16 protein-coding genes are annotated in these 14,100 nt (G+C 46.2%); 13 read left to right on the top strand and 3 right to left on the bottom strand.

Annotation, left to right across the window (positions count from 1 at the left end):
- Positions 1 to 8: 8 nt before the first annotated feature.
- From ACMVP2_RS22915 to ACMVP2_RS22875, 9 genes are all read left to right on the top strand, one after another.
- Complete coding sequence (locus tag ACMVP2_RS22915) at positions 9 to 497, top strand: DUF6882 domain-containing protein (RefSeq protein WP_416865265.1); 489 nt, start codon at positions 9 to 11, stop codon at positions 495 to 497.
- 180 nt (positions 498 to 677) lie between these two features.
- Entirely contained in the window at positions 678 to 1,163 is a 486-nt protein-coding gene (locus ACMVP2_RS22910; RefSeq protein ID WP_416865264.1) for a hypothetical protein, read from the top strand.
- 346 nt (positions 1,164 to 1,509) lie between these two features.
- Positions 1,510 to 1,701, top strand: a complete 192-nt coding sequence (locus ACMVP2_RS22905; RefSeq protein WP_416865263.1) for a type II toxin-antitoxin system RelE/ParE family toxin — start codon at positions 1,510 to 1,512, stop codon at positions 1,699 to 1,701.
- 118 nt (positions 1,702 to 1,819) lie between these two features.
- Positions 1,820 to 2,116, top strand: a complete 297-nt coding sequence (locus ACMVP2_RS22900; RefSeq protein WP_339794777.1) for an addiction module antidote protein — start codon at positions 1,820 to 1,822, stop codon at positions 2,114 to 2,116.
- Positions 2,117 to 2,711: 595 nt separating this feature from the next.
- Positions 2,712 to 3,866: a helix-turn-helix domain-containing protein gene (locus ACMVP2_RS22895; protein WP_416865262.1), complete on the top strand. Its 1,155-nt coding sequence runs from the start codon at positions 2,712 to 2,714 to the stop codon at positions 3,864 to 3,866.
- Positions 3,867 to 3,978: 112 nt separating this feature from the next.
- Positions 3,979 to 4,965 (top strand): alpha/beta hydrolase, encoded by a 987-nt coding sequence (locus ACMVP2_RS22890; protein WP_416865261.1) that lies wholly within the window; start codon positions 3,979 to 3,981, stop codon positions 4,963 to 4,965.
- 52 nt (positions 4,966 to 5,017) lie between these two features.
- A complete protein-coding gene (locus ACMVP2_RS22885; protein WP_416865260.1) occupies positions 5,018 to 5,698 on the top strand; it encodes a hypothetical protein in 681 nt (226 codons plus the stop codon).
- A gap of 249 nt (positions 5,699 to 5,947) precedes the next feature.
- Positions 5,948 to 6,358 carry a hypothetical protein gene (locus ACMVP2_RS22880; protein ID WP_416865259.1) on the top strand — a complete coding sequence of 137 codons (411 nt, stop codon included), beginning with the start codon at positions 5,948 to 5,950 and terminating at the stop codon, positions 6,356 to 6,358.
- A gap of 77 nt (positions 6,359 to 6,435) precedes the next feature.
- Complete coding sequence (locus ACMVP2_RS22875) at positions 6,436 to 7,776, top strand: IS4 family transposase (RefSeq protein WP_416864363.1); 1,341 nt, start codon at positions 6,436 to 6,438, stop codon at positions 7,774 to 7,776.
- A gap of 205 nt (positions 7,777 to 7,981) precedes the next feature.
- Here ACMVP2_RS22875 and ACMVP2_RS22870 read toward each other — a convergent pair whose 3' ends face one another.
- The gene (locus ACMVP2_RS22870; RefSeq protein WP_416865258.1) at positions 7,982 to 8,944 is read right to left on the bottom strand and encodes an ornithine cyclodeaminase family protein; all 963 of its coding nucleotides are present in this window, start codon (positions 8,942 to 8,944) and stop codon (positions 7,982 to 7,984) included.
- A gap of 11 nt (positions 8,945 to 8,955) precedes the next feature.
- Positions 8,956 to 9,819: a TSUP family transporter gene (locus tag ACMVP2_RS22865; RefSeq protein ID WP_416865257.1), complete on the bottom strand. Its 864-nt coding sequence runs from the start codon at positions 9,817 to 9,819 to the stop codon at positions 8,956 to 8,958.
- Positions 9,820 to 9,897: 78 nt separating this feature from the next.
- On the opposite strand from ACMVP2_RS22865, the gene ACMVP2_RS22860 reads away from it, so the two are divergent.
- The gene (locus ACMVP2_RS22860; protein WP_416865256.1) at positions 9,898 to 11,487 is read left to right on the top strand and encodes an L-serine ammonia-lyase, iron-sulfur-dependent, subunit alpha; all 1,590 of its coding nucleotides are present in this window, start codon (positions 9,898 to 9,900) and stop codon (positions 11,485 to 11,487) included.
- Positions 11,488 to 11,768: 281 nt separating this feature from the next.
- Here ACMVP2_RS22860 and ACMVP2_RS22855 read toward each other — a convergent pair whose 3' ends face one another.
- Positions 11,769 to 12,956: a sialidase family protein gene (locus ACMVP2_RS22855; protein WP_416865255.1), complete on the bottom strand. Its 1,188-nt coding sequence runs from the start codon at positions 12,954 to 12,956 to the stop codon at positions 11,769 to 11,771.
- Between the two features lie 172 nt (positions 12,957 to 13,128).
- On the opposite strand from ACMVP2_RS22855, the gene ACMVP2_RS22850 reads away from it, so the two are divergent.
- Genes ACMVP2_RS22850 through ACMVP2_RS22840 form a run of 3 tightly spaced genes read left to right on the top strand, consistent with a single transcriptional unit; the run spans position 13,129 to position 14,085 of the window.
- Entirely contained in the window at positions 13,129 to 13,596 is a 468-nt protein-coding gene (locus ACMVP2_RS22850; protein ID WP_416865254.1) for a hypothetical protein, read from the top strand.
- Positions 13,580 to 13,729, top strand: a complete 150-nt coding sequence (locus tag ACMVP2_RS22845; protein WP_416865253.1) for a hypothetical protein — start codon at positions 13,580 to 13,582, stop codon at positions 13,727 to 13,729. Before ACMVP2_RS22850 ends, ACMVP2_RS22845 begins: the two co-directional genes overlap by 17 nt.
- Positions 13,730 to 13,788: 59 nt before the next feature.
- A complete protein-coding gene (locus tag ACMVP2_RS22840) occupies positions 13,789 to 14,085 on the top strand; it encodes a hypothetical protein (protein ID WP_416865252.1) in 297 nt (98 codons plus the stop codon).
- Positions 14,086 to 14,100: the final 15 nt, after the last annotated feature.

Genomic DNA, 14,100 nt, shown 5'->3' with positions numbered 1-14,100 from the left:
TAAGCCCAGTGAATCAACAAGATTTAACCAAACCAGATGCAACGGATGAGTTCGTTGACTACCTAACTCAATCGTACGACTATCTTACAGAGAGACAGGAAATTTGTAAAAATGAATTTGGTTTAAGCACTTATCAGAGGTGGTCATATGATCAAGAGACCGGACTAATTGAGTTTTTCAATGGAGACTCCCTAATGCTACGAATATCCTACCAAGAAGTTGGAAGTGTCTCTAAGTCTTCCAATACATGGCTCTGGGCTTGGTCAAATTCTTACCTTTTAGAGAACATAAAGCTAGATTCTCGAGTCGTAAGGGAATTTGGTGAGCGAAAACAATTTGAAAGGCTAACAAAAAACAAATGGTATGCAGATGAAACTGATGGATGGGAAATGACTGCTGTAATGGCTTACCTCACAGGTGCGAAAGGCGCTTACCGAATTCCAGGCGAAAATGTAATATCCTTCATAGTGTTCACAGAGCTAGAAAAAATTGACTAAAGGTTAGGTAACACAGGCCTTCAATGAATGTAGGCTGCGTTGGTTTTCCCTCATTCTTCGACGTGGATTGTCAGCCACAAAAAGTTAATTTTATCAGTTGAGTGGCTAAGCTCTAGTGGGAGTTGAAGTGCTTACCTCTACCACATATGAGCGAGTAGTGAACAAGTTAAAAAATTGAGCATGGGAATTGACAAGTTAAAATTGGAAGATATTTACGATGTCGCTGTTTTAAGACACGGGTTTGTTGACTACGTTAGAGACTATCAATTTGAAATTGAAACAAATTGGGTTGGGGACTTAGCAGGAAGGTACTTATTGACTTTTAAGCACTGTTATGACTTGACTTATAAAACTCTGGTAAATGACGACCTTATTAAAAAATCGTGGGACGACATATTCACTAGCTACGAAGCGTGGGAGAAGAACAATAAACCTGAAGGCTTTGTTTGGGGGACAAATTGGTCTTTAGCCTATCCAGGTTTTGAGTCAATTGAAGCCTCTAAACGAGCAGAAGAATGGAGTGACAGACTTGACAAGAAAATGAATGAAGTAAGCTTTGAGACCGACTCATTTGTAATGACCTTGATTTACGAGAGTTGGACGATTAGAAAAATTAACAATGACAATTCTCTTATTAGTCAAGTAATTGTACCTATCAAAGCATAGGAAAAGCTAAAAATAAGTCGTTCGGCCAATTCTTTGTATGAGGGTGCGTACTGCTTCAAATTTGTCTGAGCCTTTTAGATACAAAGGTAGCGGCCACATCGACCCCAAACCAACGCCCTGGCGAGGAACGAGCGATCCAACATTAAACCCGCCACCGGAACCCGTCGCCGGAACGACATCCCCCTGATGATGGCAGTAGCCTTTTTCAATTGTTAGATAATATGGAAGAACGGCACTGATAATAGAGAATATTGGTCGGTGTTCTTTTGTTGTGAGGCACCTTACCCCATTCAACATTTCCATTTAGCTTAATTGGAAAAGTGTATCCAAGTGAATACATTCACGTATGTATTCTGTGGAAAAGACCGATGAATTCGACAAGTGGTTAAAGAAGCTAAAAGACAATCGTGCAAAAGCCAAAATACTTTTCAGAATTCAGCGCATAGAAGAACACGGCAATTTTGGGGACTGTGAACCTGTCGGCCAAGGTTTAAGCGAATTGCGAATTCACCACGGAAAAGGGTATCGAGTGTATTAAAAGGACGTCGACGGCAGAATTGTCCTGTTAATTAATGGTGGAGACAAATCCTCTCAACAAAAGGACATTATCAAAGCCAGGCAATTATGGGAAGAGTACAAAAAGTCATTTTAGGAATATGAAGAAAATGAAGACAACAAAATTCGATATCGCCGAATATTTAGATGACGACGATATGATCGCAGAATATCTGAACAACGTGCTGGAGGAAGGCGAAACATCGGATATAATTGCCGCCCTTGGACATGTGGCAAAAGCTCAGGGAATGTCAAAAATTGCTGCGGAAACAGGCTTGAGTCGTCCTAGTTTGTACAAGGCACTCTCACATGGATCAAAGCCTCAATTTGAAACCATACTAAAAGTTCTTAGGGCTGTAGGCGGGCATCTAAATGTGAAAACTATTCAGCCGCAGTGAAAGCATCACAACAGCTAACTATTAGTAAAAAAGGAACGGCATAAAGTTCCCACGCCCGTGTCAGGTGCTTGTTACACATCAGCTTTCCTAACCCCCCCAATTGGCCCGGTTTTAGCAGGGAATTGCAAGTAAAGAGGGCCGGATTCCCTTTCCGGCGTCTGACGGCTCCTCCCCAATAGGCTAAGCTCGCCGTACCGACGCCTGCCCACCATCCACTACCTTTGCTGCCCAGCACTCACTACCCATGCTGCCTACCACTGACCATGTGTGGTGCGCACCACAGCCTCCTGATAAGCCCTTTGCTCAGCTCCGATAAGGCGTTGTCTCACTTCTTTTAACGCCTTTACTACACCTCTCATAAGCGCTTATAAGGTAGGGAGACAAGCGCTTAGCAGCTACCGGCACAAAGGCTTGTGCATCTGACAACGCCCCCCCAGTAGGCCAAGCTGTCCTTACCAGCGCCTGCCCAATACATCATATTTTTGCTTACCTTCTTTTTTGCGCCGCAGAAAATAAACCTCAGCCCTGTCCATTATCCAAAAAAGTGCTTTTATCTTTCCTGCCGAATTAACTGACTCGTCATCGTCCCTGATACATGTTTTACCTGGCTGGCATCATACTGACTTTTTTCCTGGCAGTCTTACTCATTACAAAGAAGGGCAAATCGGAAGCAGACTTGATTTTGGCTGCATGGCTTACTGCCATCGGGGTTCATTTGTGTTTTTTCTATTTGACCTTTTCCGATCAATTTTTATCGTTCCCCTTCCTTTTGGGCTTCAACTTTCCGCTCCCGCTGCTCCACGGCCCATTCCTGTTTTTGTACACCAGCGCATTAACGAATCAACATATCCCTGCGAAATACAAAGCAGCACACTTCATCCCTTTCGTGCTGCTTTATGGCCTTTTTCTCCCTTTCATTTTGCTGCCAGAAGAGCAGAAGATTGAAGTGTTTAAAAATGAGGGATCGGGGTATGAGGTCGAAATGTTAGTGATGATCAGCTCAATAATGATTTCCGGAGTGGTATATGTTGGCCTTTCACTATGGAAGTTGAATGAGCATAAAAAAACGATTCAGGATCAATTCTCTTCCGCAGAAAAGATCAATCTGGCCTGGCTGCGGTATTTAATATACGGCATTGGTCTGATTTGGCTTTTTGTTTTGTTTGCCGAAGATGTAATGATCTTTAACGCCGTGGTGGTGTTCGTCTTCTTCCTTGGCTATTTCGGAATCAAGCAAGTGGGGATTTTTTCACAGGGGTATCCCACACCTGAAAGGCTCCTTCCTGATGCGGCGTTGGCAGCGCCTGCCACATCCTCCACAGGTGAACCGGTCAGCGGACAAAACGACAAGCCAGCTGCAGCAAAATACCAGCGATCGGGCCTGAGTGACGAAGCAGCAGCCAAGTTGCACAGCTCGTTGGGCGAGATCATGCAAAAGGAGAAGCTGCACACCAACGCAGAACTCACTTTGACAGAATTAGCCAAAGCACTGGACGTGCATCCACACTACCTGTCGCAGGTCATCAATACTTTCGAGGGGAAGACATTTTACGACTACATCAACACATTGCGGGTGGAGGAGTTTAAACGCCTGGTGGCTCTGCCGGAAAGCAAAAAATATACGTTGCTTGCCCTTGCCCTCGATTGCGGCTTTAACTCCAAAACCTCCTTCAACCGTAATTTCAAAAGTGTTACCGGCCTTGCTCCGTCGGAGTACCTGAAGCAAACGACTACCTACCTGCATACCTAGCCCCGGGCAGTTGCCTCTCAATAATCACACACTTTTCTGGTGCCAACTTATAGGGTGGGGCGATGGAACCACCCTGTCGCCGCAGCTTTGGGGAAAAATCAAAATCAATTTTATGAAACATCGTTTTTTTCTGGCTTGTGCCATGTTCACCATGAGTATTTTTTCTGGATGTCAGGATGACCTCGACATCAATGACTCGGGGAATTTAGTTCCCAAAACAGTTGACGAAAACGCTTCGCTGCCCTCCGTTAGCTTAAATAATGCCCTATTCCATGCCGAAGCCTTTGGGCCTGCTGATGGCCCCCTGCTGGTAGTGCTGCATGGCGGCCCCGGTTCCGATTATCGCTACCTTTTGAATTGCAAAGAGTTTGCCAACCAGGGCTACCGTGTGGTCTTTTACGACCAGCGGGGTACAGGACTTTCTCAGCGGTTTCCTAAATCGCATTACACCATGCAAGTGGCGTATGACGATTTGAGCGGCATCATTTCACACTTTCGAAGCGATGCCAATCAAAAGGTCTTCCTGCTGGGGCATTCGTGGGGAGCCATGCTGGCATCGGCCTACATCAATCAATACCCCTCAGCCATCGACGGAGCCATACTCGCCGAACCTGGGGGGCTGGTCTGGAAAGATGTGGAAGACTATATCACACGCTCCCGCAAATTCAAATACTTCGGCGAGAGCCTTAATGACGCCGTTTATGCCGACCAGTTTGTGACAGGCAAAACAGACCAACACGCCATCCTGGACTATAAATTCATGTTGCTGACCTCACAGGAGTCGAGCGAAATTGGGAATGAGGGCAGCCTTCAGGAATGGCGGGGTGGAGCAGTTACCTTTGATGCCTATCTCGAAATTGGCGATAAGCAAAAGCCCGACTGGACTACCAATTTGAACAAGTACACTACGCAGGTGCTTTTCATTTATAGTGCCAACAACAAAGCATACGGCCTCCAGCATGCACAAAAAGTGTCAGCCCCCTACCCTTCAGTGAAGCTTTTCGAAACGGAAGGCGCCGGGCACGATATGCTGTCGTTTCCCACGGGTTGGAACAACACCTATCCGGTGATGCTGGACTATCTCAATTCAATGAAATAGCCCTCACCAAACGTCAAAACAACTTCGATTCATTTTTTAAATCATCATACCAATGATCCTCAGCAAGAAAATATTTCTTCTTTTAATCCTTCCGGCCATTTTCATCAACATCGCTCATAGTCAAACCATTAACTGGGCTGGTTTGGAAAAAGAGCAACGCCATATAGCACACGCCCATGCGGGCTTCGACTATGCCTTTGTGTACGGCGCAGGCTACAGCCGCCAGCTGTCATCGCCAATTCCCATTTTGGCTACTATCGATTTCTCCACTCCGGTGGGTAACAAGGTGCTCGACGATTTCAAAACGAAAGTCGGTGGTGTGGCAGACCTGTATGAGTTCAACAACTTTCACGTAAGTGCTTCAGTGTATGGCATCTACCGCCGGTACGAAAACCCAATGGCCACGCTGCAAAACTTTGGCAGCGAGTTCAAAGCGGCCGTTGGCTATTACCAAAGCAGGTGGTTTGTTGCTGGCGAATTTGGCTTCGATAAAGCGATTGTCACTCATTTCGAGCATTCAGATAAGTTCAGGGAAAACTTCCCTGACGTGAAAAACGGCTGGTACCAACCTGCAACAGGCGGAAACTTCAGCTATGGTTTGCAAACGGGGATTTCATTTGCCAGTGTAGACGCACTGTTCAGAGTTGGGAAAGTGGTCACTCAGGATTTTAAAACGAACCCAACGATCCCCTTTTATGCAGAGATAGGAACCAATATTAAAATCAATAAATAGCAATCAGCAACATACCAGGCCAGACCGGTTGGCAGCCGTGATCTGGCCTTTTTGGTTACCCCGCACAGGTTGTGCAGCTTGAGGTGGAAAGGGCTGTTGGCATGTTTTGAGATGCACTACCAACAATCGATTTTTGAAGCATAATTTGGCTTAAAATCTCAACTGCAAAGTTTAATTTTATCAAATGACTAACAGCATTGTTTCAACCGTTCAAGTACCTCAGCTAAAAAACCTTCAGTACTCGTAGCGATGAGAAAGTTCAAACTCTATCAACTCTGGTTTCTCATTCCCGGCGTAGCGCTTGTGGCTACTAGCGTCCTCGTTCCTTTGAACTATCTCTATGCGCAGCTCTATTGGACGCCCACCGAGGCCATCATTACAGGGCAAGTGCTGAATACGGATGGGCCGGAGGCGGAACGATTGACACTCATGGATTTTACTGATCATGAAGGTGTGATCCATCACATTAGCGAAGAAGATGATGACGAAGAAAGTGAATCACCAGCCACAGGTGCAGAAGATCACCATGTTCGCATCTACTACGACCCCTTGAACCCCACCGACTACGTGCTGGCCAACGACGGAAGGTACCTGATCCTGCTTTTCCTTCCCCTGGGTTTATTGGCCTGCTACCTCGGATGGCCCGATGAAGAAGCTTAATGGTGGTTCTGGCCTGTGTCTCACCATAGCCGTCAACCTAAGCGAAAAAGGGCTAGGAAAAGAAACTGAACTCGATTTTGTGCCGAAAAATCAGGAATTTCTCAAAATACCTCTCAAAATTTGTTTCTGATGAGCGTATTGAGGCCATTGCAAAAGCATCGTCATTCAAAAAGCGTAAGTCGGTCATTTCGCCAAAGGCATTTCTGGACGTGGTTTTTTTTAGCAATAATGGCAAATGCCCTTCTCTATCTGAATACAGTATAGATCTTGCACATCATCATGGCGTGAGTGTTTCTAAACAAGCTCTTGATAAGCGTTTCAATAAAAACACAAAACAGATGCTTGCAGGACTTCTCCAAGAGGTATTGACACAGCAAATGGCCCATAATTCAGAAGAAAGCATTCCCTCCAGTTGGTTTACTGATATCCGTATCATGGATAGTTCAGAATTTAAAGTATCCAAAAAGGTAGCAGATACTTTTCCTGGGTATGGAGGAGAGGGAAGGGAAGCCAGTGTTCAAATCCAATTTGAGTATCAGTTGCTAGGCTCTAAGGTAACCGAGATTTCCATTGGCTCATCACGAGATTCTGATAGCATTGAGGGGATGAAGAATATTGAGAAGGTACCTCCCAAAACATTATTGCTAAGAGATTTAGGGTATTTTTCTCCTAAGGCATTTAAAGAGCTAAGCAGCAAAGACATCTACTTTATCAGCAGGGCAAAGTCACAATGGAATTTCTATATCCTCAAGGAGGGAGAATACTCATTACTTCCAACAGCCTCTATTATCAGCTTATTAAAGGAAAAGAAAGAAAGGTATCTGGACATGGATGTATATGTTGGCGAAAAAACTCGTACTAAGGTACGGCTTGTGGCTAATTTGCTCACAAAAGAACAAAAGCAGAAACGCTTAAGGAAGAAATCAGCGAATAGAAAATTAGGGACTGACGTGTTAGAGGCCATTGGCTTGAATCTATTTGTAACCAACGTGGAAAGGGAAAAATGTACCGCCTCTCAGATTTATGATCTCTACACATTGAGATGGCAGGTAGAACTTGTCTTTAAAACCTGGAAAAGTGTGATGAGATTACATAAAATACACCCAGTGAATGCGACCCGTTTAGAATGCATCATTCTCATCAAGCTGCTGTGGGTAATGTTAAACTGGACTTTTCTTAATCACTTAAAGAATTTAACCCAAAAGGATTTGAGCTTTCATAAGCTAGTCAGTACGCTACAAGGGCGATCTAAAGTGTTAACATTACCTGTGCTGCAAAACAGTCACCGACTCATCGAATGGCTGACGGATTTGTATCGAATCAGCAACGCATTTCATGAAAAAGAGTATAAAAAAGGGCAAAAAAAAGTATCAGATATTCTTACCAAAACATACTTAAATGTAGTCTTAAACCAGTAAATTAGATCAACAAAAACGGTCGGCCATTCCGATAAATGGCTTTCAAAAAACATGGAAAATAAAACTCGGCCATGCGGAATGGCCTTGCCATATCCACCAATTATTTCTTAGGTTGACGGCTATGGTGTCTCACACGCCAGCAACTTTAGCCATTGCTGCCATAAGGTCGGCCACAAGGGTCAAAAATTAGCCCCATTTTGGTGACCTAAAATGCTACCTGGGTGCCCCTATTGGACTGCAGTGCCCGTTCATACATGGCCTGCGCTACAAACAAATCGTACACCGCCATGCCCGCCGACTTGTACGCCGTCGTCTGTTGAACATCAACGCTTGCATCTTTAGTAATTAATTTTCCAAGCGTAAGCAGATCAGTTTCCTTTAAGATGCCCTTCTTTACCGGATTGATACAATCCCCAGGTTCCACCCTGGCAAACTCTGAATCCATAAATAATTTACCGGCCAGTCTAAACACTTCGTCGGGCAGCTCTTGCATGGAGGGCTTGAAGGAACCAATGCTGATAAAACACTTCCCCTTCAATAAACTACTGTCGTTTGGCAAAACAGGTGTCGGGGAGGGTGTGGCCGCAATGACAGCATTTGTTTTGCTCAGCAATTCCTCTGCTGAATAATTCGGCATTATCGCTACATCGGGGAAATAGGTTTGCATGAAAGTCGTCAAACGGGCGGCACCACTATCTGACCGATGCAGGTAGTGGATGGTGGAGATCTTCCGAACCCTACACGTAAGAGCGGCCAGATGGATGCCCATCACGCCACAACCGATCAACCCAAAACTTGAAGTGTCCGCAGGCGTCAGATATTTAATGCCAATAGCACCCAGTGCGCCTGTGCGGAGGGCGGTTATCTTAGAAGCGTTCATCAGCGCAAGCGCCTCCCCTGTTTCTGCATCGTTCAACACAAGTGCCCCTATGTTGACGGGCAGGTTTTTATCCCGATTCGCCGGAAATACGTTCACCAGCTTATTGGCGAAATAACGATCACCCCACGCCGGCATGCAAATCATTGTATTCTTTCCTTTTTCGATATGCATACGCAAAGGAACAATCACTTCCTGCTTTTCATAAGCGATCATGGCTTTCTCCACCACGTCAATTACTTCTGAGAGGGAAAGCAAGTCGCCCATCAAGTCATTCTGCAATATTAGCATGCACTAATTGTTTAATATTGTTGACTTCGTAGACCAGCCCGAAGCATGACTGCAGCGGTATAAAGGATCACCCCAAGCACCACCCATCGCAGGGTATCCAGCTCCAATGACTTCACCACAAAAGCCGCTATGAATACGCCTATCAGGCCTGTTGTGGCAATCGCAAAGGCGGCTTTTCTGTTATAAGCACCTGCTTTGATAAAACGGTAAGAGGCCATGGGCATCAGGAAGGCACACGAACCCATCATGATAGGAAAAGCTACTGCAGGAGACATGCCTAAAGCAAAAACGAGGGCCATGCACGGCGCATAAAGTCCGATACCTGCCGTCATAATCGCCCCCAGGACAAAATTGGCAGCTACCGCCAATATCAGCTTACCCCCTGCAAGACCAATCGCCTCTCCTCCACCTTCTATCCAGTTCATTTTTGTGGCCACCATAAAACCCGCTGTGATGAGAAGGGCAATACCCATGGTGAGCCGGATGACATTCTCAGGTAATTTCGCTACTATTCCTGCCCCCAGCAACGCACCTGCACCAGAAGCTACCACCATCAATACAAGCGTCCATGGTTCTACCTCTACAATTCGTATGAAGATAATTGCCTGCGCCATGGTCGGAATGGCATTGCCTACATTGAGGGTTCCCGGCATCAACCGATCCTCTGTTTGCTTCATGAATTTCAGCAGTGCAGTTTCAATGGCGAAGGAGCCGATGCCCAGCGTGTCGAAGAAATTACCAACCATCCCTATCAATCCTGTTTTTGTCCAGCTGTTGCCCTCCAGTTCGGTGCGGTGCTTCAGATAATCAAGAAAGAGAACGACTGCAATCCAAATGGCTAGCAGCACTAAAACAGTCCAGATAATTGTAATCATAGATAACCTGTTGGTAGGCCTGCAAATAATGAAACAAATTTCTTAAATTGATGGGTGATCTCTTAAAATTTACTGCCCATGGAAAGCTATCCCAGCATATTCAATGACGTAATCGGTCCGGTAATGCGTGGCCCCTCCAGCTCTCACTGCGCTGCATCGCTACGCATCGGCAGGCTGTGCAGAGATTTGATGGACGAAAACATCACGGAGGTAAATATTGAGTTTGACCCAAACGGGTCGCTGGCCACCACACACAAGGGACAAGGCTCCGACATGGGTTTGTTTGGTGGTTTCCTGGGATGGGAAGCCTACGACGAACGACTACCCAACTACTTGCGGGCGATAGATGAAGCAGGTATAAAAATCACCATCGACATTCACCCCATTGGTGCCACACACCCCAACACCTACAAGCTCACCCTAAAAAATCCGAAAGAAAAGCATACACTCACGGCACTGTCTACCGGTGGGGGCATGATTCAGGTGATCGAAATTGACGGTGCGGCGGTGTTAATGGCTGGAGATTTTTATGAAACGTTGATCTATACAAAGTCGCCTGATCAGGTGGCTGATTTTTTGAAAGGTTCGATAGCTTATGATGAGATCAATGTTTACCACGGCGATCAGCTTTTTGTAGAGGTCAAGTCAAATCAATTTGTCACTCCAGACATCATCGGGGAATTGCAGCAGTTCGACAGCCAACTCCGAATCAAGAAGCTATCGCCTGTACTTCCGGTGTTGGCTCGCAAGAACCTGCAGGTGCCGTTTATTACGGCCGAAGAAATGCTGGCATACAACGAAGGCAAAAATCTTTCGCTATGGGAGCTTGCCGTGCACTACGAAAGTGCAAGAGGAGCCATTTCCCACGAAGAAGTCTTTGAGAAAATGCGTGCCATTGTTTCCATTATGCAAAATGCCATTGAAATTGGCGTAAAAGGCACCACTTATGAAGACCGTATCCTGGGGCCTCAGTCGGTCAACTTCAAAAAGCAGATGGAAAAGAAAACCCTGGTAGAAGGCGATGTCCTCAATACCGTTACGCTTTATACTTCTGCGATGATGGAAGTAAAAAGCTCGATGGGTGTCATCGTAGCAGCGCCCACAGCCGGTTCGTGCGGTGCACTGCCAGGCGCCGTCATTGGCACAGCGACTACCTTAAAATTGTCTCAGGACGACATGGTAAAAGCGATGCTGGCCGCTGGCATCATTGGTGTGTTCATTTCGGCACATGCTACGTTTGCAGCAGAAGTAGGCGGTTGTATGGCGGAATGCGGCTCAGGTTCCGGCATGGCTGCGGCAGGCATTGTGGTATTAAAAAATGGAACGCTTAGCCAGTCATTAACTGCGGCCTCCATGACACTTCAGTCGTCGTTAGGGATGATTTGTGACATGGTCGCTGATCGGGTGGAAGCCCCCTGTTTGAACCGAAACGTGATGGCTGCTTCTACCGCTATCTCCTGTGCCAACATGGCGCTGGCCGATTATGATCAGGTCATTCCATTGGATGAAGTGATTGAAACCATGAAGAAGGTGGGCGATGCCATTCCCAACACCTTGCGGTGCACGGGCCTCGGTGGCTTGGCCATTACCAAAACGGCGAAGAAGATTGAAGCCATGCTGGCTGAGAAAGAAGAGGCTCAAAGCAAAACTTTCTTTAAGGTTTGTTGATAGTATTATCTCACGCTCACCTGCTAGAGTAGCGAGTTGCGCCGCAGGCCTGCGGGTTCACTTCTATTAAGCTTGCAGCTTACTTCGCCATCGTTCTGGCGTGTGTCTCACATGCCAGTTTACGGATCAAGCGGAAAATCTGGGGAATAGCCTTTAAACCCAATATCCAAAGTGGTCATAAAAAAGCAAAAGGTCCAAGCGGGACGCATTGAACCAGTTTTGCTTTTTTATTTAACCACAAACGAAACATTCGATCCCCAGAAATACAGATTGATCCCAGTTTACCTCACCACCTTCACAGGATCCACTACCACATATTTGATCGACTTCTCAGTCTCGCTGGTACGGGACGAATAGGTTATGTGCAACAAGCCTTTATCATCCTGAACCAGACAGGGGTACGAGTAGCTCCTGTCATCGCCTTTCTCATGGTCTTCAAGGCGCACCTTCCACTTCCAGGTCTCGCCTTCGTCGTCCGACAGGTAAAGGCTCACCCGGTAACGGCCATCGTCAATATCATTACCCAGAAAAGCCCACTTGCCATCCTTCAGCTTCAGCAATTCTACGCTGGCAGTGTTGGGCATGTCGGTTTTCACCGTTGCACTCCACGACTCCCCGCCATCTGTTGACACGCTTTTATGCACCCTTGAAGGTGAATCGCCACTGTCCCGCATCAGGGCGACGATGTCGCCGTTTTCTTTCTGCGCCAAAGCAGGCTGTATCGGCCCACGACCCACAATAGGCAGACTGGCTCTCCAGGTAGCGCCATCATCGTCCGAAATAGCTGCCAGCGACATATTGAAGCCGTCGGAATAAAGAGGCAGCAGAATGCGACCATTGGGCAGTATCAGCGGCTTGATGCGGGTCATCCAGCCGACGCTGGTTTTGCGTTCGTCTTTGCTGGCTTCTATGATCATTCTGTCGTACGACAGTGCATACTCCGCCCAGCCAGCCGGGTTGTCCGGCAGGTCTTTGAATTTGGTAGCGACCTCCGTGGCAAAGGCTTCTCCCGGAGCGAGCAGGATATTGTCCTGCCAGTCCCACTGCGGAGCGCCGTCAGTATTGTAGTGAGTAGAGGTGCGAAACCGTAAAATAGAATGCTCCCAGCGATGGGCCTGCACGGTTATCCATACGAGGAAAAGCTTCCCGCTTCCGTTCAGGAACAGCACCGGGTTACAATCTGGCAAGCCCGGTGTGTCTGCCATAAGGAACGGCGTTGTCCAGGTTCTTGAGCCCTTTTTTAGCCTCGCACCCATCAGTCGCACATCATCGGCTGTGCGTTCACCGCTCCCCTGAAACCAGACTGCCAGCTTATCGCCATTGGGTAGGAGCACCAGGCTACTACCATGCGTATGCTCGGACTGTGGAGGGAAGATGAGCTGTTGGCTGAGAATGAAGTCTGGCTTTTGGGCTAAAGACAGATGAACTGAAAGAAAGCAGATCAGCAGGCATCGGGTGAGTTGTTTCATGGCATTGAGTGATTGGGGGAGGTAAGATAAAAAATATTTGGAGGAAGAGGGAAGCATCTTCTACGAGAGAACCAGCGCCAAGTGGGCACTAGACAGCTAATATTCATCAACAAAAACCTGTTTGTAGTTTAGAAATGCTAACTATCAAAGTTGAAATCATTAAATTCAAGTTGTGAAACCAAGGCTCTATTTTGATACGTCCGTTTTTGGCGGAATTTATGACGAAGAGTTCCAAATGGAAACAGAAAAACTTTTCGGCATGGTCGAGAACGGAGAGATCATCTGCGTCTATTCTGACTTGACCATAGCAGAATTAGAAAATGCCCCTGAGCAAGTAAGAACTCACTTCCAGCATTTGCCGCAGAGTAATATTGAGCTAGTTCAAATTACTGGAGAAAGCTTCGTGCTCGCCGACCAATACATCAACGAAAAGGTTGTTGGAAGAACGAGCTATGATGATTGTTTGCATATCGCTACTGCGACACTGTGTAAAGTTAATTATCTGGTGAGTTGGAATTTTAAGCATATTGTTAACGTATTTAGAATCAGGGGCTATAACTCAATCAACATTAAAAACGGTCTAGGCCTACTGGACATTCGTTCACCAAAAGAAATTGTCAATTATGGAGACAAAGATTAAAGAAAAGCAATTCGATACGGTCAGCTTCTTCAGGAAGGAAAAAGAGAGAATATCAAAAGAAACAGAAGGAATGACCATCGAACAGTACAAAGCCTACCTTGAAAAGCATAGAAAGTGGGCAGATAAGAAATAAGCAGACACGACAATGACCCTTCAGGAAACTCTCTCGCAGCTCCAACTGACTTAAGCCTCATGGAATCTCTGGATAAAGACGTCGACAACAAATATTCGGGCACTGATGAGTTTATAGCCGGCAACAGCGAGTTTAGAGAGCAATGGTACTTCCTCCCCGTGAAATACCTAACATTCACACTCATAGTACTTGGCTACCTTTTGTCAGTTGCTATGTTCTTACTCCCTTTTATAGGTTGGTATCTTGATGGTTTTAGTCTAGTCTTTGCTGGTGTATTTAGTTTGCTATTTTCGCCCCACACCTTTATGTATACCCGAAGCCTACACAAAAAATCGAAGAAGTATTTCTGGACTTGACCAACTCCCTATACG

The organism is Imperialibacter sp., from assembly GCF_048007035.1.
Classification (GTDB): domain Bacteria; phylum Bacteroidota; class Bacteroidia; order Cytophagales; family Cyclobacteriaceae; genus Imperialibacter.
Note: the sequence above shows the minus strand (reverse complement) of the source record. Positions and strands in the feature narration are given on the sequence as shown.